This is a genomic window from Sphingobium fuliginis, assembly GCF_015074805.1.
GTDB classification, from domain to species: domain Bacteria; phylum Pseudomonadota; class Alphaproteobacteria; order Sphingomonadales; family Sphingomonadaceae; genus Sphingobium; species Sphingobium fuliginis.
This window is the reverse complement of the sequence record NZ_CP060035.1, coordinates 1,243,750-1,265,023: the sequence shown is the minus strand read 5'-3', so window position 1 is coordinate 1,265,023 and position 21,274 is coordinate 1,243,750. Positions and strand designations below refer to the sequence as shown.

Genomic DNA, 21,274 nt, shown 5'->3' with positions numbered 1-21,274 from the left:
GGGTGGAGTTTTGGACTTAGTTGTGGGCGGTTTACGCGGTCAGTTTGTCCAGCAGGGCCTTTGCCGCTGCGGTTTCCGCTTCCTGCTTGGAGCCGCCCGTCGCGCTTGCTTCGCCTGCGCCCTTGATGCTGACCGTTACCGTGAATTTCAGGGCGTGGTGGGGTCCGGAGCGGTCGGTCATCGCATATTCCGGCGGTTTGCGCTTGTTGGCTGCCGCCCATTCCTGGAGCGCGGACTTGGGGTGTTTGGGCGCGCTGGACTGGGTGTCGACGCGGTCGGCCCAGAGACGGCGTACGAGGGTGCGGGCCTCCTCCAGGCCGCCCTCCAGATAGAGCGCGCCGATCAGCGCCTCCATGACGTCGCCCAGCACATTGTCGCTGTCGGCGGCGCCATCGTCGCGGGCCTGCTTGCCGAGCACCAGATGAGCCGGAACCCCGGCGCTGCGGGCGACTTCTGCGCAGGTCTCGCCGGAAACCAGCGCGTTGAAGCGGCGGGAAAGCTTGCCTTCGGGTTCGCCCGAAAAGCGGTCGTAGAGCCACTCCGCGATCAGCAGGCCGAGGATGCGGTCGCCTAGAAATTCCAGCCGTTCATAATTCACCGCATGGGCGCTGCCATGGGTCAGCGCCTGGTTGAAGGCGGCCGGGTCCTTCGGCGCGCGGCCGATCAGGGCGCTCAGCCAGCCTTCGGTGTCGGGTTTCGTCAAAAGCCTTCCCCGATGCGGCTCCAGCGCGCGGCGGACACCCATGTCCAGGGCAGCAGCCAGTTGGCGCTGCCGTCGGTCGAGAAGACGGAGATCATCGCCTTGCCGACCAGATTTTCCTCAGGAACCAGGCCGATGCCGCCGCCGTCGACCGCCGGGAAGCGGCTATCCGCGCTGCGGTCGCGATTGTCGCCCATCATGAAGAGATGGCCTTCGGGCACCACCACCGTGTCGCGGTCGTCGGCCGCGCCGTCCGGCACCAGGTCGAGGACATTGTAGCTTTTGCCGCCCGGCAGCGTCTCCCGATATTGGGGGTAGCGGCACTGGCGGCCGCCGGGTACGGCCTCCTCGAACTTCGGGCGGTAGCAGGGGGACGGACTGCCTTCCTTCGCCGCCGCATCCTCCATATTGGGCGTCACCGGTATGACGAGGTCGGCCACCTTCTGCTTCGGAATGGCCTGACCGTTCAGATAGACGGTGCCCCCGCGCACGGAGATCATGTCGCCGGGCAGGCCGATGACGCGCTTGATATAGTCGTTCTTCTGGTTCGGCGGCGCCTTGAACACCACCACGTCGCCGCGCTGCGGCGTCGAGGCGAAGATGCGGCCGGGGATCAGCGGTATGCCGAAGGGCAGCGAATAGCGCGAATAGCCATAGGGCCATTTCGCCACCAGCAGATAATCCCCGATCAGCAGGCGCGGCTGCATCGATTCCGACGGGATGTTGAAGGGCGACACGATGAAGCTGCGAAGGACGAAGACGAACACCGCCAGCTTTGCGAGAAACCAGAGGAAATCCCGCGTTTCGGATTTTGCGCTCATGCTTGGTCGTCTTTTCCTTCAATTCGCCCTGAAAACAGGCCGTCGCGGCTTTTGCGGGTTAGTAAAGCCGCCGTCAAGCGGGCTAGAGACCAACGGGTTGTCACTTCATGCTGCCCCGCAGCCCGATTTTTCCCCTCGAACGGTGCAATAGCGGAACGACTTGGCTAGGATGGGCAAGAATCGACAGGTGCAGCGTCGGTATCGATCAACGGCAAAACAAGAGGATATGTCCCAATGTCCAGCCCTGCACTGGCAGCGCTCGCGGCTCTTCCCCAGGCCGATCTCAAGTCCATCTTCACCACCGATCCCGACCGGCTGAGCAAGTTCACCCTGCGCCAGGGGCCCGTGCGCTTCGATTGGTCGAAAACGCATCTGACCGACGAGCTGTTCGAGGGATTCCTGGCGCTGGCCGAGGAAAAGGGCTTTGCCGCGCAGCGGGACGCCTTGTTCGCGGGCGAGGCGGTGAACAACACCGAGGGCCGCGCCGCCGAGCATCCCGCCGAGCGGGGCGAGGGCAATGCCGATAGCGTGGCGCGGGCCAAGATGTTCCATGCGCGGATGCGGGCGTTGATCGACGCCATAGAGGGCGAGGCGCTGGGGCCGGTCCGGCATATCCTGCATATCGGCATTGGCGGGTCGGCGCTGGGGCCCGACCTGATCGTCGATGCATTGGGCGGCGACGGAGCGCGCTATGACGTCGCCATCGTGTCTAATGTCGACGGCACGGCGCTGGAGCGGGCGATTTCGCGCTTCGATCCGGAGGCGACGCTGATCGCTGTGGCTTCGAAGACCTTCACCACCACGGAGACCATGCTGAACGCGGCGAGCGCGATCAACTGGATGGTTGAGGCGGGGGTGGAAGACCCCTATGGCCGGGTGATCGCGCTGACCGCATCGCCCGACAAGGCGATCGAATGGGGCGTGGACGAGACGCGCGTGCTGCCCTTCGCGGAGAGCGTGGGCGGGCGTTATTCGCTCTGGTCCTCCATCGGGTTTCCGGCGGCGCTGGCGCTGGGATGGGATGCGTTCGAGAGCCTGCTGGAAGGCGCGGCGGCGATGGACCGGCATTTCCGGCTGAGCGACCCCAGGCAGAACGCGCCGCTGATCGCCGCCTTTGTCGACCAATATTATGCGCGGGTGCTGGGATGCCAGACGCGGGCGCTGTTCGCCTATGACGAAAGGCTGCGGCTGCTGCCCTCCTATCTCCAGCAACTGGAGATGGAGAGCAACGGCAAGAGCGTGACGCGCGACGGCAAGCCCGTCGATGGACCGACGGCGGCGATCACCTGGGGCGGCGTCGGCACGGACGCGCAGCATGCCGTGTTCCAGTTGCTGCATCAGGGGACGATCCTGACGCCGGTGGAGTTCATCGCTTCCATCGATCCGGGCCATGCGCTCGATCCGGCGCATCATCGGGCCTTGCTGGTGAACTGCTTCGCGCAGGGCGCGGCTTTGCTGCGGGGCAAGGATAATGAGGCCGATCCGGCGCGGGCCTATCCAGGGAACCGGCCTTCGACCACCATATTGCTGGACGATGTGACGCCGGAGGTTCTGGGGGCGCTGATCGCTTTCTACGAGCATCGGACCTTTGCCAATGCGGTGCTGATGGGGATCAATCCGTTCGATCAGTTCGGTGTCGAGCTGGGCAAGGAAATCGCCAGGTCCATCGAGGCGGAGGGGCCGAAGGGGTTCGATCCTTCGACCATGGCTTTGATCGATCTGGCTTTGGGTGGGGTTTGACGAATGAATCCCTCCCGTTTGTGGGAGGGGGGTGGCGTTGGAAGGCGCGCTTTGCTCGCGCCCACCCCCGGCCCCTCCCGCCTGCGGGAGGGGAGAAAGAAGATTCTGGTTTGTAACTCCGCTGGGGACGCTCCATATGCGGGCGCAATCTAGCGGAGGGATGGATGAGCAATTACGACTTCGACCTTTTCGTCATCGGGGCGGGATCCGGCGGCGTGCGGGCTTCGCGCGTGGCGGCGGCGCATGGCGCGAAGGTGGCGGTGGCCGAGGAATATCGGGTCGGCGGCACCTGCGTCATTCGCGGCTGCGTGCCCAAGAAGCTGCTCATCTATGGCGCGCATTTTGCCGAGGATCTGAAGGATGCGCGGCGCTTCGGCTGGAATGTGCCCGATTGCGGCTTCGAATGGACGACGCTGCGCGACAATGTGCTGGCCGATGTCGACCGGCTGGAGGGCCTCTACAAGAACACGCTGGACAGCCATGAGGTCGAACTGATCCCCGAGCGGGCGACGATCACCGGGCCGCATGGCGTGAAGCTGGCCAGCGGGCGCGAGGTCACGGCCAGATATATCCTGGTTTCGACCGGCGCCTGGCCCATCGTTCCCGACATCGAGGGGGCGGAGCATGGCGTGACGTCCAATGAACTGTTCCACCTGGAGGAATGCCCGAAGCGGATCGTGATTGTCGGCGGCGGCTATATCGCCAATGAATTTGCGGGCATCTTCCACCAGTTCGGCAGCCATGTGACGATCGTCAACCGGTCCAACACCCTGCTGCGCGGCTATGACGAGCAGATCCGCGACCGGCTGCTCCAGATTTCGACGATGAAGGGGATCAATTTCCGCTTCAACGCCGAGATGGAGAAGATCGAGAAGAATGAGGACGGCACGCTGTGCGTCCGGTTCAGGAGCGGCGATCCGATCGCCTGCGACCTGCTAGTCTTCGCGACCGGGCGCAAGCCGCATGTCGATGGGCTGGGGCTGGAGAATGCCGGGGTCGAACTGAGCGACAAGGGCGCGATCAAGGTCGATGAATATAGCCGCACGAGCTGCGAGAGCATCTATGCGGTGGGCGACGTCACCGACCGGATGCAGCTCACCCCGGTCGCGATCCGCGAGGGGCACGCCTTTGCGGATACGGTGTTCGGGGACAATCCGCGCACGGTCGATTATGATTGCGTGCCCTCCGCCGTGTTCAGCCATCCGCCGCTGGCGGGCGTGGGGCTGACCGAGGCGCAGGCGAAGAACAAATATGGGACGGTGAAGGTCTATACCTCCGACTTCCGGCCGATGAAGAATGTGCTGGCCGGGCGGGACGAGCGGGCGCTCTACAAGATGGTGGTGGACGCGACGACCAATCGCGTGGTCGGGCTGCACATGATCGGGCCGGATGCGCCGGAAATCCTTCAGGCGGCGGCGATTGCGGTGAAGGCCGGCCTCACCAAGCAGGAGTTCGACGACACCGTCGCCCTGCATCCGAGCATGGCCGAGGAGCTGGTGCTGTTGAAATAGGGCTCAGGCGCCGGCCGCGAAGGTGAGGACGAGAGCGTCGCGCCAGGCGGGTTGCGCCGGGTCGACCGCGTGGATTTCGGTGACGCCGTGCATGATGCGGTGGTCGTCGATCAGCACCGCGTCCCCCGGGCGGGCAAGGGTGAATTCGCCCAATGCGCCGCCCTCCGGCGTGCCGATGCGGGTGACGCCTTCGCGGACGTTGCGGCGTTCGACCAGCATGACGAAGACCCAGTCCACGCCGTCGCGGTGCATGCCCTCCGGCGTGGGGCGGCCCAGTTCCCCGGTGCGGGCCTCTATGCGGAACTGGTGGAGTTCGACATGCTGCCGTCCGGTCAGGGGGAAGCTGCGCGCGCAGAAGGCGAAGATCGCCTGCATCGCGCTATTGTCGATGGTGCCTTGCTCGACGGGATCGAACCAGCGCTGCACATCGCCATTCAGGGGATTATAGTCGCGGCTCTGGAAATGCGGCTGGTGCGGTTGGCGCGTGAAGACGCCCTGTTCGCAGGCGAAGGTCGCGTGGCGGCGGCGGCGATAGCGCCCTCCGTCCGCCATATAGAGATCGGGGCCGAGATCGTCCCAGCTTCGCGCGAGCGCGTTCCAGCCGGCGGAGGGGAGCTGTTCGAACAGGTCTGCCCCGGACAGGCGGGCATAGCCGGCTTCCGCCAGTTCGTGCCGGAGGGGCGTGTCCATGAGAATGTCCGTGTCGCTCATCCGTCCTTCCTATCCGGAGAGGCAGACGAGCGACAGGGCCAGTTCCCGCAAGCAGGATATGGATCGGGCGCCCATATCGGGCGCCCCTATCAGGCTATGGTGGGGACGATCCCGCCCTCCGCCCGGATCGCCGCGCCGTTGGTGACGGCGGCGAGCGGGCTGGCGAGATAGGCGACCATCGATCCGATCTCGTCCGCCTCGATCAGCCGGCGGACGAGGGAGAGCGGGCGCAGCGTCCGGAAGAATTCCGCTTCGCGTTCGGCCTCGGGCGCGTCCTTGTTCTCGACCACCGACTGGATGAAGTCGACGATCCCTTCCGAACGGGTGGGGCCGGGCAACACCGTATTCACCGTCACGCCGGTGCCGCGCGTCTGTTCGGCCAGGCCGCGGGCGATGGCGAGCTGGGCGGTCTTGGTCATGCCGTAGTGGATCATCTCACCGGGGATCACCAGCGCGCTTTCGCTGGCGATGAAGATGATGCGGCCCCAGTTCTTCGCGATCATGCGCGGGAAATAATGACGGGCGAGGCGGGCGCCGCTGACGACGTTGACCTCGAAGAAATGATGCCAGTCCTCGTCGGAGATTTCGGTGAAGGTCTTCGCTTCGTAGATGCCGAGATTGTTGACGAGGATGTCGACGTCCGGAGCGGCTTCGATGAGCGTGGCCGCGCCCTGCGCCGTCGCGGGATCGGCCAGGATCGGGCGGACCCTGCCGGACTGGGCAAGCTGCGTGGCCGCATCGTCGAGCTTGGCCTGATTGCGGCCGGTGATCACGACCTCCACACCTTCTTCGGCAAGGCGCCTGGCGATGGCAAAGCCGATCCCGGCGGTCGATCCGGTGACGAGCGCGGTCCTGCCGTTGAGTTTCAGATCCATGGGGCAACTCCTGTTCTGCGTGGGTGAACGCAGAAATAGGAGAAGGGATCATTGATGATTAGAATGATCATCGTCACTATAGAAGTGATTTCAGATCATGAGCGATGCATGGACAACCGCTTCGGGGATATAGAGACGTTTCTGGCGGTGGCGCAGGAGGGCAGCCTTGCCTCCGCCGCCAGGGCCTTGCGGCTGACGCCGTCCGCCGTCAGCCGCAGCATCGCCCGGCTGGAGCAGCGGCTGGGCGTCACCCTGCTGCGGCGGACCACGCGGTCGCTGGCGCTGACGATGGAAGGGGCCGCCTATCGCGACCGGATGTCGGCGCTGATGGCGGAAATGACCGATGTCGAAAGCAGGCTGGGGCAGGAGGAGCAGGGACCGCGAGGGCTGTTGCGGGTGAATGCCTCCGTATCCTTCGGCATCCACTGCCTGTTGCCGATCCTGCCCCGCTTTCTGGCCCGGCATCCGGCCGTGACGGTCGATCTGGCGTTATCCGATGCGGTGGTGGACCTGGTGGAGGAGAGGGCCGACATCGCCATCCGGATCGGGCCGCTGCGCGATACGCGGCTGCGCGCCAAGAAGCTGGGGCGCAGCCGCATGGTGCTGGTCGCCAGTCCCGCCTATCTGGCTGCGCGGGGCATGCCGCTCAGGCCGGACGATCTGGACGGGCATGACTGCCTGCAGTTCAGCTTTCGTCGATCGGTGGACAGCTGGGCCTTCCGGATCGGCGGGCGGACGGTGCAGCGTCCGGTGCAGGGGCGTTTCTTCGGCAATTCGGGCGAGGTCGTGCGGCAGATGGCGATCGCGGGCGGCGGCATAGCGCGGCACGGGCGCTTTCACGTCGCCGCCGACGTGCGGGAAGGGCGGCTGGTCGAGGTGCTGGGCGATTTCAGCACGGGGGAGGGCGAGGATATTCACGCGCTCTATTCCGCGCAGGACCGGCTGGCGGCGCGGGTGCGGGCTTTTCTCGATTTTCTGGAGGAGGAGCTGGAATTGCCGGATTAGCCCAGCGGTCCGGGCGCTGCGAGGAAAGCGGTGTGCCTTAGCCGATCCAATAGGGCACGATCTGGCGATTGTCGGGATCGACGCGGATCGGGCGGTCCGCGGGCGGGAAGGCGCGTTGGTCGCAGCTCTGGCGGGGGCAGAGGCGGCAGGTGATGCCGATCGGGGTCGCCGCGCCCTCCACCTCCAGTTGCAGGCCGTCGGCATAGACGAAATTGGCGGCATGCGCGATTTCGCAGCCCAGCACGACGGCGAAGCGGCGCGGCGTGCGGCTGTAGCTGCCGGAGGGTTTAACCAGACCCTTCGCCATGGACACATAGCGGACGCCGTCGGGCGTTTCGCCCAGTTGCACGTTGATCCGGTCGGGGACGGCGACCGCTTCATGGACGTTCCATAAGGGGCAGGCGCCGCCGAAGCGGGCGAATTGCAGGCGGGTGGCGCTGTGGCGCTTGGTGATGTTGCCCGCCATGTCGACGCGGCAGAAGAAGAAGGGGATGCCCCGCAGGCCGGGCCTTTGCAGCGTTGAAAGGCGGTGGCAGGCCTGTTCGAAGCTGACGCCGAAGCGGCGCGCGAGACGGTCTATGTCATGGCGGACTTCGCGGGCGGCTTCGCGGAAGGGGGCATAGGGCATCAGCAGCGCCCCCGCCGCATAATTGGCGAGGCCGATGGCGAGCAGCCGGTCCGCGCCGGGCACGGGCAGCGCCGCCCTGTTGACCACGTCGGCGATCACGGCCTGCCCCTCCAGCATCATCAACTGGTGGGCGAGCATGAATTTGCGGCTTTCGGTGGGCAGGGCCGCGTTCACGAACAGGCGCTTTTCGCTGCTGGTATAGGAGCGGAGCGCGGAATCCGGCGTTTCCGCGATCAGCGTTTCGATGCCGTGGCGGCGGGCCAGCGCCTCCACCAGCATGCCTTCGTCCAGCGTCTGGCCGGCGGTGAAGCTGGCGGCCATGTCCTCCGCCAGACAGTCAAGGACATGGACGTAATTGCCCGCTTCGTGGAACCAGTCGCGCGCCGCTTCCCAGGGCAGGCGGGCCTGCACCGCATGATCGTTGGCTATGGCCTCCTCGATCATGTTGATGCGTTCATTGGCGCGCATATGGGCATTGTAGAGGTCGACATAGCGCGCCGCGAATTCGGGGAAATGCAGGTGCAGCTTCTCGATCCGTTCCGGCTCCATCGGCACGCCGGGCAGTTCGGGATGGGCGAGGGCGAAGGTGAAGGCGCCCAGAAGCTGTTCCTCCTCCCGGCTGTCGAAGCTGGCCCAGTCGGTGGGAAAGGCGCTGGCGACGGCCGCCTTGACCTTGGCCGTCAGGGGGCGGTCGTCATTCTCAAGCTGGCTGAGATAGGATACCGATATGCCAAGGGCCTGGGCCATGGTCGCCTGGTCCATGCGATGGTCGAGACGGAGTTGGCGCAGGCGCGGTCCTGCGAAGATTCGATTGCCACGAGCCATGGATCGTCCATAATTTGCAAAATCGCGATTTGCAAATTGGCAAAATTGCATTTGCGAAAATGCGGAAAGATTGGGAAGGGGCGGACATAGACGTCCGCGACAAGCCGGAGAAAAGCCTGATATGTCGAAGCTCGCCATCATCGAACAGCTCGAAGCCAAGCGGGAGGCCGCGCGTCTGGGCGGCGGACAGCGCCGCATCGACGCGCAGCATGCCAAGGGCAAGCTGACCGCGCGGGAGCGGCTGGACGTGCTGCTGGACGAGGACAGCTTCGAGGAGCTGGACATGTATGTCGAGCACAACTGCATCGACTTCGGCATGGACGGGCAGCATATCCCCGGCGACGGCGTCGTCACCGGATCGGGCACCATCAACGGCCGGCTGGTCTATGTCTTCAGCCAGGACTTCACCGTCTATGGCGGCGCGGTGTCGGAACGGCACGCGATGAAGATCTGCAAGATCATGGACATGGCGCTGAAGGTGGGCGCTCCCGTTATCGGCCTCAATGACTCGGGCGGCGCGCGCATCCAGGAAGGCGTGGCTTCGCTGGCGGGCTATGCCGAGATTTTCCAGCGCAATGTGCTGGCGTCGGGCGTGGTGCCGCAGATCAGCGTGATCATGGGGCCGTGCGCGGGCGGCGCGGTCTATTCGCCGGCGATGACCGACTTCATCTTCATGGTGAAGGATTCGAGCTTCATGTTCGTGACCGGCCCGGACGTGGTGAAGACCGTCACCAACGAGGTCGTGACGCAGGAGGAACTGGGCGGGGCGGTGACGCATACCACCAAATCGGGCGTGGCCGACCTTGCGTTCGAGAACGACATCGAGGCGCTGCTGGCGGTGCGCGATTTCGTGGACTTCCTGCCGGCGTCCAACAAGGAGCCGGTGCCGGAGCGGCCGAGCGCCGATCCGTGGGACCGGATCGAGGACAGCCTGGACACTTTGGTCCCCGCCAATGCGAACCAGCCCTATGACATGCATGAGCTGATCCGCAAGGTGGTGGACGAGGGCGACTTCTTCGAGGTGCAGCCCGCCCATGCGGGCAACATCATCTGCGGCTTCGGCCGGGTCGAGGGCAAGACGGTGGGCGTCATCGCGAACCAGCCGATGGTACTTGCCGGGGTGCTGGACATCAACTCGTCCAAGAAAGCCGGGCGCTTTGTGCGCTTCTGCGATGCGTTCGAGATTCCGATCGTGACCTTCGTCGACGTGCCCGGCTTCCTTCCCGGGACGGCGCAGGAGCATTCGGGCATCATCAAGCATGGCGCGAAGCTGCTGTTCGCCTATGCCGAGGCGACCGTGCCGAAGATCACCGTGATCACGCGCAAGGCCTATGGCGGGGCCTATGACGTCATGTCCTCCAAGCATCTGCGGGGCGACCTCAACTATGCCTGGCCCACCGCCGAAATCGCGGTGATGGGAGCCAAGGGCGCGGTGGAGATCATCTTCCGGGGCAAGACGCCCGAAGAGATCGCGGAAAAGACCAAGGAATATGAGGACCGCTTCGCCAACCCCTTCGTGGCGGCGGGCAAGGGCTTCATCGACGAGGTGATCCAGCCGCATTCGACCCGGAAGCGGATCGCCCTGGGACTGCGCAAGCTGCGGAACAAGGCTTTGGAGAACCCCTGGAAGAAGCACGACAATATTCCGCTCTAAGGTGAATCCGTCATCCCCGCGCGGGCGGGGAACCCTCTCCGGACATCATATCCGGGGAGAGGGCGGGAGATGGATTCCCGCCGTCGCGGGAATGACGAAGTTGGGAATGACGTTATGAAACTCGGCCGTCTCAATCATATCGGCGTGGCGACACCCTCGCTGGAAGCATCGATTGCCTATTATCGCGACGTCATGGGCGCGACCATCGCGCATGAGCCGTTCGACCTGCCGGCGCAGGGGGTGAAGGTCTGCTTCGTGGATACGCCGGGCGAGAACGGCACCGCCGGCACGCAGATCGAACTGATCGAACCCTTGGGCGAAAACTCGCCCATTCACGGCTTCATCGCCAAGAACCCGGCGGGCGGGCAGCATCATATGTGCTATGAAGTGCCCGACATTCATGAAGCCAAGGCGTGGTTCGAGGGGCTGGGCAAGAAGGTGCTGGGCGAGCCCCGCATCGGGGCGCATGGGACGCTGATCTTCTTCGTCCATCCCAGGGACATGAACGGGGTGCTGACCGAAATCATGGAAACGCCCAAGGAAGGCGCGCATTGATATGACAGAGAAGCCGACGCTGGACCAGTGGGCCGCCGCCGCCGCCAAGGAGGTGAAGGGCAAGGACCTGAACTGGGAAACCCCGGAAGGGATCACGGTCAAGCCGCTCTACACGGCGGAGGATGTCACCCCGGATAAAGTTGGCGATCCGGGCCTGCCCGGCTTCGCGCCGTTCACGCGGGGCGTGCGCGCGTCCATGTATGCGGGGCGTCCCTGGACCATCCGGCAATATGCGGGCTTTTCGACCGCGGAGGAATCCAACGCTTTCTATCGCCGCAATCTGGCGGCGGGACAGAAGGGGCTGAGCGTCGCTTTCGACCTCGCCACCCATCGCGGCTATGACAGCGACCATCCGCGTGTCGTGGGCGACGTCGGCAAGGCGGGCGTGGCGATCGACACGATCGAGGACATGAAGATCCTGTTCGACGGCATTCCGCTCGACCAGATGTCGGTTTCCATGACCATGAACGGCGCGGTGATCCCGATCCTGGCCTTCTTCATCGTCGCGGGCGAAGAGCAGGGGGTTGAGCGCAGGCTGCTCGACGGGACCATCCAGAACGACATTCTGAAGGAGTTCATGGTCCGCAACACCTATATCTACCCGCCCGAACCCTCGATGCGGATCATCAGCGACATTTTCGGCTATACCAGCCGGGAGATGCCCAAGTTCAACAGCATCTCCATCTCCGGCTATCATATGCAGGAAGCCGGGGCGACGCAGGTGCAGGAACTGGCCTTCACCATCGCGGACGGCGCGGAATATGTGCGCTATGGCGTGGCGAGCGGCCTAGACATCGACAAGTTCGCCGGGCGTTTGAGCTTCTTCTTCGCCATCGGCATGAACTTCTTCATGGAGATCGCCAAGCTGCGCGCTGCCCGCGTGCTCTGGCATCGGGTGATGACGAAGCTCGGCGCGAAGGACGAACGCTCCAAGATGCTGCGCACCCATTGCCAGACGTCGGGCGTGTCGCTGACCGAGCAGGACCCCTATAACAATGTCATGCGCACCACCATCGAGGCGATGGCGGCGATGCTGGGCGGCACGCAGTCGCTGCACACCAATGCGCTGGACGAGGCAATCGCGCTCCCGACCGATTTCTCCGCCCGTATCGCGCGCAACACGCAGATCGTCATCCAGGAAGAGACGGGCATGTGCAATGTCGTCGATCCGCTGGGCGGCAGCTATTATATCGAGGCGCTGACCCAGCAACTGGTCGACGCCGCGCAGGAGATCATCGACCGCGTCGAGGCCGAAGGCGGCATGGCCAAGGCGGTGGCCGCCGGCTGGCCCAAGGCGATGATCGAGACCGCCGCCGCCGCCCGTCAGGCGCGGGTCGACCGGGGCGAGGACGTGATCGTCGGCGTGAACAAATATCGCTTGGCGAACGAGGACCTGCTCGAGACGCTGGAAGTCGACAACAGCAAGGTCCGTGAAGCGCAGATCGCCCGCATCAACAAGGTGAAGGCGGAGCGTGACGAGGCCGCCTGTCAGGCCGCGCTGGATGCGCTGCGCCGGGCGGCAGCGGGCGAGCAGTCGATCGAGAACAACCTTCTCGCCCATGCGGTCGAAGCGGCGCGCGCCCGCGCCACGCTGGGCGAAATCTCCTCCGCCATGGAGGACAGCTTCAACCGATACGGCACGGTGCCGACGCCGGTGAAGGGCGTCTATTCCAAGCCCTATGCACGGGATGCCCGCTGGCAACAGGTTCTTGACGGGGTGCAGGCCGTCGAGCGGCGCCTCGGTCGCAAGCCGAAGATCCTTATCGCCAAGATGGGGCAGGACGGCCACGACCGGGGCGCCAACGTGATCGCGTCCGCGTTCGGGGACATGGGTTTCGACATCGTGTCGGGCCCGCTGTTCCAGACGCCGGAGGAAACGGTGGTGCTGGCGCTCGACAGCGGCGCGGACGTGGTCGGCGCCTCGTCGCTGGCCGCCGGGCACAAGACGCTTATTCCCGAACTCATCAGGCAGCTTCGGGAACAGGGCCGCAACGACGTCAAGGTGGTGGCGGGTGGGGTCATTCCGCCGCAGGATTACGACTTCCTCCGTGACGCAGGCGTCCAAGGGATTTATGGACCGGGCTCCAACGTCGTGGAATGCGCCGCCGATGTGCTGCGCCTCCTCGGCCACAACATGCCCCCGGCGGGGCTGGAGGAAGCCGCATAATGACTAAGACGCCTCGCACTGACTGGACCCGCGACGAGATTGCCGCGCTGTTCGACCTGCCCTTCAACGACCTGATGTTCGAGGCGCAGTCGATCCATCGTGCGAACTTCCCGCGCAATGAGGTGCAGCTTTCGACCCTGCTGTCGATCAAGACCGGCGGCTGTCCGGAGGATTGCGGCTATTGCAGCCAGTCGACCGAGGCGGAAAGCGGCCTCAAGGCCACCAAGCTGATGGACGTGCAGGCGGTGCTTCAGGCGGCGGCGCAGGCGAAGGACCATGGTTCGGGCCGTTTCTGCATGGGCGCGGCGTGGCGCAATCCCAAGGAACGGGACATGCCCAAGCTCATCGAAATGGTGAAGGGCGTTCGCCAGATGGGCATGGAAACCTGCATGACGCTGGGCATGCTGTCGGCTGGTCAGGCCAAGCAGTTGGCCGATGCGGGGCTGGATTATTACAACCACAATATCGACACCTCGCCGGAAAATTACGCCAACGTCATCACCACCCGGACCTTCGCGGACCGGATCGAGACGCTGGAAAATGTCCGGGACGCGGGCATCAATGTGTGCTGCGGCGGAATCGTCGGCATGGGGGAGACGCGATCGGATCGCATCGGTTTCCTGCATGCGCTCGCCACCATGCCGCATCCCGAAAGCGTGCCGATCAATGCGCTGGTGCCGGTCGAGGGCACGGTGCTGGGCGATATGCTGAAGGACACGCCGCTCGCGAAGATCGACGAGGTGGAGTTCGTCCGCACGGTCGCCGTGGCGCGGATCGTCATGCCGCAGTCGATGGTGCGGCTTTCCGCCGGGCGCGAGAGCATGAGCGAGGCCTGTCAGGCGCTCTGCTTCATGGCGGGGGCGAACAGCATCTTCACCGGCGACAAGCTGCTGACCGCGGCCAATGCCGGGGACGACAAGGATAGCGCGTTGCTCGGGAAGCTCGGGCTGACGCCGATGATGGCTCAGCCGCATGGGCATCTGGAGGCGGCTGAGTGAAATTCGGCCGAATGATGGCGGTGATCGTCGTTGTGCTGGCCGTGATCTTCTGGGGTTTGTTCTCGTCGGGCGCCTTCATGCACGGCGATTAGCATCAACCACCACCTCCGTTCGCCCTGAGCTTGTCGAAGGGCTGCACTTCTCTTCGAAAGGGAAGGAGGGGGCTTCGACAAGCTCAGCCCGAACGGGGTGAGAGGAACTGAATAAGGACTGGGGCAAGGATAGATAATGGCAATCACCAAGATCCTGATCGCGAACCGTGGCGAAATTGCGTGCCGCGTCATCCGCACCGCGCGGAAGATGGGCATCAAGACCGTTGCGGTCTATTCCGACGCGGATGCGCGCAGCCCCCATGTGCTGATGGCGGACGAGGCCGTGCATCTGGGCCCGCCGCCTGCCGCCCAGTCCTATCTGCTGGCCGACAAGATCATCGAGGCGTGCAGGGCGACCGGCGCCGACGCGGTTCATCCGGGTTATGGCTTTCTCTCCGAGCGGGAGAGCTTCCGCAAGGCGCTGGACGAAGCGGGCATCGTCTTCGTCGGTCCCCCGGCCAACGCGATCGCCGCCATGGGCGACAAGATCGAATCGAAGAAGCTCGCCAAGGCGGCCGGCGTCAATGTGGTCCCCGGCTATGTCGGCGTGATCGAGGATACCGAACATGCCGTCCGCATCTCGAACGAGATCGGCTATCCGGTGATGATGAAGGCATCGGCCGGCGGCGGCGGCAAGGGGATGCGCCTTGCCTATTCCGAGCAGGACGTTCGCGAAGGCTTCGAGGCGACCAAGCGCGAGGGGCTGAACAGCTTCGGCGATGACCGCGTGTTCATCGAGAAGTTCATCGAAAGCCCGCGCCATATCGAAATCCAGATATTGGGCGATCAGCACGGCAACATCGTCTATCTCAATGAGCGTGAATGTTCGATCCAGCGCCGCCACCAGAAGGTGGTGGAGGAAGCGCCGTCGCCCTTCGTGTCTCCCGAAATGCGCAGGAAGATGGGCGAGCAGTGCGTCGCCCTGGCGCGGGCGGTCGGCTATTTCAGCGCGGGCACGGTCGAGTTGATCGTGTCGGGCGCGGACAAGACGGGCGACGGTTTCTACTTCCTGGAGATGAACACCCGTCTGCAGGTGGAGCATCCGGTTACGGAAGAGATCACTGGCCTCGATCTGGTCGAGCAGATGATCCGCGTCGCCAATGGCGAGGAACTGGGCTTCGCCCAGGAAGATGTGAAGATCAACGGCTGGGCGATCGAGAACCGCGTCTATGCCGAGGACCCCTATCGCGGCTTCCTGCCCTCCACGGGCCGCCTGATCCGTTACAATCCGCCCGAAACCGGCGCGGATGAAACGGGGGCGCTGGTGCGTGTCGATGACGGCGTGGTCGAGGGCGGCGAGGTCAGCATGTTCTACGACCCGATGATCGCCAAGCTGATCACCTGGGCGCCGACCCGTCTGGAAGCCATAGACAAGCAGATCGCGGCGCTCGACCAGTTCGAGATCGAGGGGCCGGGGCATAATATCGATTTCGTTTCCGCGCTGATGCAGCATGAGCGCTTCCGTTCGGGCAACATCACCACCGGCTTCATCGCGGAGGAATATCCGGAGGGCTTCACCGGCGCGCCGGCTTCGGAGACGCTGCTGAAGCGTCTGTCGGCCATCGGCGCCTTTGCAGCCATGGCGCAGGCGGACCGGGCGCGCCGCATCGACGGGCAGCTTGGCAAGCGCCTCGCTCCGCCGACCGACTGGCAGGTGAAGGTCGGCGATGCGGTCCATGATGTCGTGATCAATGGCGATGACGTCACGGTGGATGGCGAAGCCATCGAACTGGCGCTGGAATATACGCCCGGCGATCGGCTGATCGAGGCGGAGTTCGGTGAGGAGCAACTGGCGGTGAAGATCGCGCCGGTGCGTTCGGGCTTCGTGCTGACCGCCCATGGCGCCAGCCACAAGCTGCGCATCCTGCCCGCCCATGCGGCGGTGCATGCCAGGCATATGATCGAGAAGATTCCGCCAGACCTGTCGCGCTTCCTGATCTGCCCGATGCCGGGCCTGCTGGTGGCGCTGAATGTGAAGGAAGGCGACAAGGTCGAGATCGGCCAGCCGCTGGCCGTGATCGAGGCGATGAAGATGGAGAATATCTTGCGGGCGCAGAAGGCGGGCGTGGTGAAGAGCGTGTCCGCCGCGCAAGGGGAAAGCCTGCCGGTCGACGCGATCATTCTGGAACTGGAATAAGCGCTTGCCTGGGGCGAGGTCGGGGGAACGGCCTTCCCGACCTTGCCATGGGACCGGTTCTTGAGCGGGCTGCTTTGAAATTGAATCGGATCGCCGTTCCAGATTCCTTGTTTTTCCGTGATTCTGGACCGGCGGTCGGTTCCGATCGCCTGGAAATCGCTCTGGAGCAGATTCCGATCCGATTGCATCGGCTCGACTGCTCCAAGTTTTTGTTTTGTCGCGTTTTCCGATTCAGCAGATGATTCCATCTGCTTGGAAAACGCTCTAGCATGCCGCCATGCATCTGAATCATGATTCCGCTTCGGCCGCCGCCGACATCATCGGTTTCGACGATTTTCTGAAGGTCGACATTCGCGTCGGCACGATCCTTTCGGCGGAGCCATATCCGGAGGCGCGCAAGCCAGCCTATAAGCTGGTGATCGATTTCGGTCAGGGCATCGGCCAGAAGAGATCGAGCGCGCAGATCACGGAACATTATGCGGTGGAGGACCTGCCGGGCCGACAGGTTGCGGCCGTCGTCAATTTTCCGCCGCGGCAGATCGGGAAGTTCCTGTCCGAGGTGCTGACGCTTGGCTTTGCCGATGAGGCCGGGGCCGTGGTGCTGTTTGCGCCGGATCGGGCAGTGCCGAATGGGGCGCGGCTGTTTTGAAGGGAGCGGGTCTGGATGAAGGGGAGCGGGCCTGCGTTCCGCGCGATCCCCTGGATCGCAACCCCCTCACCCAGCTACGACTAAGGCAGCAAGCTGCCAAGTCTGCGCAGCCCTCTCCCTTGAGGGAGAGGGATAAAGCGGGTGTCCGCTTCCCACGCATATCGCGTCCATTCGCACGTCGCGCTTGCCGGAGTTCGGCACTTCATTAGAACGTAGGCGAACAATCAGTCAGGCAAGCGGGGGCGGAATGGGTGGAAGTGCGGTCGGCACCGACTATGTGATGGATGCGAAGCGTGACCGGCTGGTCATCACCGCTTCGGCGCTCGGCACATTGTTCGAATGGTATGACTTCTACATCTACGGCGTCCTCGCCCCGATCATCGGTCGTACATTCTTCCCGACGGACAATCCGACCGTGGAACTCCTCTATTCGCTGGCAGGCTTCGCCATCGGTTTCGGGTTCAGGCCGCTCGGCGCGGCGTTGTTCGGCTATCTGGGCGACAGGCTGGGGCGCAAATATACCTTTCTGGCGACCATCGTGCTGATGGGAGCGGCGACGGCGGGCGTCGGGCTGACCCCGTCCGCCGCGAGCATCGGCGTCGCCGCGCCGGTCATCCTGATCCTGCTGCGGATCGCGCAGGGACTGGCGCTGGGCGGGGAATATGGCGGAGCGGCGATCTATGTCGCGGAACATGCGCCGCCGGGGCGGAGGGGTTTCTTCACCAGCTTCATCCAGGCGGGGGTGATCGGCGGCTTCATCCTGTCGCTGATCGTCGTGGTCGGCACGCAATGGATCGTCGGCAAGGCGGTGTGGGACGATTGGGGCTGGCGCCTGCCCTTCATCTTCTCGCTGGCGTTGCTGGCGATTTCGCTCTGGATGCGGCTGATGCTGCGCGAAAGCCCGATCTTCGCGGCGATGAAGGCGGCGGGCGAGCAATCGCGCAATCCGCTGAAGGAGGCGTTCACCTATCCCGGCAACAAGCGGCGGATGCTGGTGGCGATGATCGGCATCGCGGCGGGCTTCACCGTCATCGCTTATACGGTGATGTTCCAGGCGCTCTATTTCCTGCAGAACGGCCTGCATGTTGCGCCGGGCATCGCGCAGTTGCTGGTGGGCGGCAGCGCCTTTGCGGGCGTGGCGGCCTTCATCTTCTTCGGCTGGCTGTCCGACCGGGTGGGGCGGAAGAAGCCCATCGTCATCGGCTATGCGCTGGTGTTGTTGCTGCTCATGCCGCTCTATCAGTTCATGGGGAGCGTGGCGAACCCGGCCCTCTACCGGGCGGCGGAGCGCGCGCCGGTGATCGTCAGCGGCCCCGATTGCAGCTTCGATCCCTTCGCCAAGGTGCAGCCGACCGTCTGCGGCAAGCTGCTCGACCATTTTTCCAAGCGCGGCATCGCCTATGAAAAGCGGGAGGCGGCGACGCCTTCGGTCAGCGTCGGTTCCGTGGCGGTCGCGGACTTGAGCGCGGAAGGGCTGGATGCGGCGCTGCATGCGGCGGGATATGAATCGGCCCCCGTCACTCCGGACTGGCCGCGCGCCTTGCTGCTGTTCCTGGCGCTGCTGCTGCTCTGGACGCTGTCGGGGGCGACCTATGGTCCCGTCGCGGCGCTGCTGTCGGAATATTTCCCAGCGCGGATCCGCTATAGCTCGCTGTCGATCCCCTATCATATCGGGACCGGTTATTTCGGCGGATTCCTGCCGCTGGTCAGCCAATATATCGTGGCGCGGACGGGCGATCCCTATGCGGGGCTGTGGTACACCATCGCGGTGGTGGCGGTCGCGCTGCTGACCTGCATCGTCGCCCTGCCGGAGACGCGCGGGGCCGCGATGGATGCCTGATCCCTCGACGCTTGCGTCGCGGAGCGCTATCGGACAGGCGATGGCTGATTTTTCCGCACCTTTGCGCCTGCGTCTGGATGGAGGCGCTTTGCTCGCCAACTGGCGCTGGTTGAAGCGGCAGGGCGGCGCGGCGGCATGCGGGGCGGCGATCAAGGCCAATGGCTATGGGCTGGGCAGCGCGGAGGTGATGCGGCGCTTGCTGGATGCGGGGTGCCGGGATTTCTTCGTGTCCAACTGGGCCGAGGCGATGGCGCTGGAGCCTTTGATCGGCGAGGGCGTGTCGCTTTCCGTGCTGCATGGCGTGCGGGAGGAGGACATGGCGGTGGCGCTCGCCTCCCGCGCAAGGCCGGTGCTGTGCACGGAAGGGCAGATTGCGCGCTGGAAGGAGGCGGGCGGCGGGCTTTGCGACGTCATGGTCGATACCGGCATGAACCGCCTGGGGCTGGATTGGGGGGGCGATGTTTCGGCGCAGGTCGCGGGGCTGGAGGTGGCGACATTGCTCAGCCATCTGGCTTCCGCCGATGAGGATGTGCCGCTGAGCCAGGTGCAGTTGGAACGGTTTTCGGCGCTGCGGGGCGCAGTCAGGGCGGCGCGTTACAGCCTGGCGAACAGCGCGGGGATTTGCTTGGGCGCGGCCTATGCCTTCGACATGACGCGGCCGGGGATCGCGCTTTACGGCGGCGTGCCGCGCACCAAAGCGGCGGGGCGGATCGGGCAGGTCGTCTTTCCGGAGGCGCAGGTGCTGCAACGCCGCCGCGTCCGGGCTGGCGACACGATCGGTTATAACGCGACCCATCGCGCAGCGGCGGACATGGAGATCGCCGTGGTGAATCTGGGCTATGCCGACGGTTATTTGCGCGGCTTTTCAGGGCGGGGGTCCATGACTGTCGGGGACAGGCACCTGCCGGTGGTGGGACGGGTCTCGATGGATTTGACCGCCGTCGATGTGTCGGGTGTGCCCGAGGTCGCGGAGGGGGATTGGCTGGGCGTCGACTATGCGCTGGCGGAGGCGGCGGCGGTTTCCGGGCTGTCGCAATATGAGTTGCTGACGGGGCTGGGCGCGCGTTTCGACCGTATCTGGCGCTGACAGCAGAAGGCCGCCGATCCGGATTGGGATCGGCGGCCCTTCGTTGCTTTACCGCCGGCTTAGCGCTCGACGCACATGGCGACGCCCATGCCGCCGCCGATGCAGAGGGTCGCGAGGCCCTTCTTGGCGTCGCGCTTCTGCATTTCGTAGAGCAGGGTGGTGAGGACGCGGGCGCCCGAAGCGCCGATCGGATGGCCGATGGCGATCGCGCCGCCGTTCACATTGACCTTTGACGGGTCCCAACCCAGTTCCTGACCGACGGCCAGCGCCTGCGCGGCGAAGGCTTCATTGGCTTCGATCAGGTCCAGATCGGCCAGCGACCAGCCCGCCTTGGCCAGCGCCTGACGGCTCGCCGGAGCCGGGCCGATGCCCATGATCGAGGGATCGACGCCGCAGGTCGCGAAGCCGGCGATGCGCGCCAGCACGGTCGCGTTGCGCCTGGCGGCTTCATCGGCGCTCATCAGCACGAGGGCGGCGGCGCCGTCGTTGATGCCGCTGGCATTGGCGGCGGTGACGGTGCCGTCCTTCTTGAAGGCCGGACGCAGGCCCTGCATCGCCTCCAGCGTGGCGCCGGCGCGGATATATTCGTCGGCGTCGACGACGGTGTCGCCCTTGCGGCCCTTGATCGTCACGGGAACGATCTCGTCCTTGAAGCGGCCCGATGCGCGGGCGGCTTCGGCCTTGTTCTGGCTGCCGACGGCGAATTCATCCTGCGCCTCGCGGCTGATCTGGTACTTCTCGGCCAGATTTTCCGCCGTGATGCCCATGTGATAATTGTTGAAGGCGTCGGTCAGGCCATCATGCGTCATCGTGTCGATGAAGGAAATCGGCCCCATCTTCGCGCCGCCGCGCAGATATTGCGCATGGGGCGCCATCGACATGCTTTCCTGACCGCCCGCGACCATGATGCGGGCGTCGCCCGCGCGGATCGCCTGAGCCGCCAGAGCGACCGCGCGCAGGCCAGAGCCGCAAAGCTGGTTGAGGCCGATGGCGGTGCGCTCCACCGGAATGCCGGCGTTGACGGCGGCCTGACGGGCGGGGTTCTGGCCCTGCGCCGCGGTCAGGACCTGGCCCAATATGACTTCGTCCACTTCCTCCGGCGCGACGCCGGCCTGGGCGAGAGCGGCGACGATGGCGGTGCGGCCCAGCTCATGCGCGGGGGTCGACCCGAAGGCGCCCATGAAGCTGCCGACGGCGGTACGCTTGGCAGCGGTGATGACGATGTCTGACAAAGCCTTGATCCTCAGTTCCGGGGTGATTGTTTTCGCAGGCGCACATA

The 21,274-nt window shown here is 64.8% G+C and carries 17 protein-coding genes; 11 read left to right on the top strand and 6 right to left on the bottom strand.

The window, feature by feature from the left end; all coding sequences use genetic code 11:
* Positions 1-31: 31 nt before the first annotated feature.
* Entirely contained in the window at positions 32-745 is a 714-nt protein-coding gene (gene rnc / locus H5V43_RS05910; RefSeq protein WP_048578033.1) for a ribonuclease III, read from the bottom strand.
* Positions 700-1,521, bottom strand: coding sequence for a signal peptidase I (gene lepB / locus H5V43_RS05905; RefSeq protein WP_025547367.1), 822 nt, complete (start codon positions 1,519-1,521; stop codon positions 700-702). The genes rnc and lepB overlap by 46 nt, the downstream gene beginning before the upstream one ends.
* A 234-nt stretch (positions 1,522-1,755) precedes the next feature.
* Here lepB and pgi point away from each other — a divergent pair, with 234 nt between their 5' ends.
* Both pgi and gor read left to right on the top strand, forming a co-directional pair.
* Positions 1,756-3,261 (top strand): glucose-6-phosphate isomerase, encoded by a 1,506-nt coding sequence (pgi, locus tag H5V43_RS05900; RefSeq protein ID WP_025547365.1) that lies wholly within the window; start codon positions 1,756-1,758, stop codon positions 3,259-3,261.
* 164 nt (positions 3,262-3,425) lie between these two features.
* On the top strand, positions 3,426-4,772 hold the full coding sequence (gene gor, locus H5V43_RS05895) for a glutathione-disulfide reductase (protein ID WP_025547364.1): 1,347 nt from the start codon (positions 3,426-3,428) through the stop codon (positions 4,770-4,772).
* 3 nt (positions 4,773-4,775) lie between these two features.
* Here gor and H5V43_RS05890 read toward each other — a convergent pair whose 3' ends face one another.
* Both H5V43_RS05890 and H5V43_RS05885 read right to left on the bottom strand, forming a co-directional pair.
* Positions 4,776-5,483, bottom strand: a complete 708-nt coding sequence (locus tag H5V43_RS05890) for a 2OG-Fe dioxygenase family protein (RefSeq protein WP_025547362.1) — start codon at positions 5,481-5,483, stop codon at positions 4,776-4,778.
* A gap of 89 nt (positions 5,484-5,572) precedes the next feature.
* On the bottom strand, positions 5,573-6,358 hold the full coding sequence (locus tag H5V43_RS05885; RefSeq protein ID WP_025547360.1) for an SDR family NAD(P)-dependent oxidoreductase: 786 nt from the start codon (positions 6,356-6,358) through the stop codon (positions 5,573-5,575).
* Positions 6,359-6,466: 108 nt separating this feature from the next.
* Here H5V43_RS05885 and H5V43_RS05880 point away from each other — a divergent pair, with 108 nt between their 5' ends.
* The gene (locus tag H5V43_RS05880; RefSeq protein ID WP_025547359.1) at positions 6,467-7,363 is read left to right on the top strand and encodes a LysR family transcriptional regulator; all 897 of its coding nucleotides are present in this window, start codon (positions 6,467-6,469) and stop codon (positions 7,361-7,363) included.
* A 37-nt stretch (positions 7,364-7,400) separates the two neighbouring features.
* On the opposite strand, the gene H5V43_RS05875 is transcribed toward H5V43_RS05880, so the two are convergent.
* Positions 7,401-8,816, bottom strand: coding sequence for a helix-turn-helix domain-containing protein (locus H5V43_RS05875; RefSeq protein ID WP_025547357.1), 1,416 nt, complete (start codon positions 8,814-8,816; stop codon positions 7,401-7,403).
* A 121-nt stretch (positions 8,817-8,937) separates the two neighbouring features.
* Here H5V43_RS05875 and H5V43_RS05870 point away from each other — a divergent pair, with 121 nt between their 5' ends.
* From H5V43_RS05870 to alr, 8 genes are all read left to right on the top strand, one after another.
* Positions 8,938-10,470, top strand: coding sequence for an acyl-CoA carboxylase subunit beta (locus tag H5V43_RS05870; protein WP_025547356.1), 1,533 nt, complete (start codon positions 8,938-8,940; stop codon positions 10,468-10,470).
* Between the two features lie 114 nt (positions 10,471-10,584).
* A complete protein-coding gene (gene mce, locus H5V43_RS05865) occupies positions 10,585-11,025 on the top strand; it encodes a methylmalonyl-CoA epimerase (protein ID WP_025547355.1) in 441 nt (146 codons plus the stop codon).
* A 1-nt stretch (position 11,026) separates the two neighbouring features.
* Complete coding sequence (scpA, locus tag H5V43_RS05860; protein ID WP_061934215.1) at positions 11,027-13,192, top strand: methylmalonyl-CoA mutase; 2,166 nt, start codon at positions 11,027-11,029, stop codon at positions 13,190-13,192.
* Positions 13,192-14,190, top strand: a complete 999-nt coding sequence (gene bioB, locus H5V43_RS05855; RefSeq protein ID WP_025547353.1) for a biotin synthase BioB — start codon at positions 13,192-13,194, stop codon at positions 14,188-14,190. The genes scpA and bioB overlap by 1 nt, the downstream gene beginning before the upstream one ends.
* A gap of 228 nt (positions 14,191-14,418) precedes the next feature.
* Positions 14,419-16,419: an acetyl-CoA carboxylase biotin carboxylase subunit gene (locus H5V43_RS05850; protein WP_099185774.1), complete on the top strand. Its 2,001-nt coding sequence runs from the start codon at positions 14,419-14,421 to the stop codon at positions 16,417-16,419.
* Positions 16,420-16,696: 277 nt separating this feature from the next.
* Positions 16,697-17,068 (top strand): tRNA-binding protein, encoded by a 372-nt coding sequence (locus tag H5V43_RS05845; RefSeq protein ID WP_099185775.1) that lies wholly within the window; start codon positions 16,697-16,699, stop codon positions 17,066-17,068.
* Between the two features lie 247 nt (positions 17,069-17,315).
* A complete protein-coding gene (locus tag H5V43_RS05840) occupies positions 17,316-18,908 on the top strand; it encodes an MFS transporter (RefSeq protein WP_099185776.1) in 1,593 nt (530 codons plus the stop codon).
* Positions 18,909-18,948: 40 nt separating this feature from the next.
* On the top strand, positions 18,949-19,995 hold the full coding sequence (gene alr, locus H5V43_RS05835) for an alanine racemase (protein WP_193666791.1): 1,047 nt from the start codon (positions 18,949-18,951) through the stop codon (positions 19,993-19,995).
* A gap of 59 nt (positions 19,996-20,054) precedes the next feature.
* Here alr and H5V43_RS05830 read toward each other — a convergent pair whose 3' ends face one another.
* Positions 20,055-21,227, bottom strand: a complete 1,173-nt coding sequence (locus tag H5V43_RS05830) for an acetyl-CoA C-acetyltransferase (protein WP_025550859.1) — start codon at positions 21,225-21,227, stop codon at positions 20,055-20,057.
* Positions 21,228-21,274: the final 47 nt, after the last annotated feature.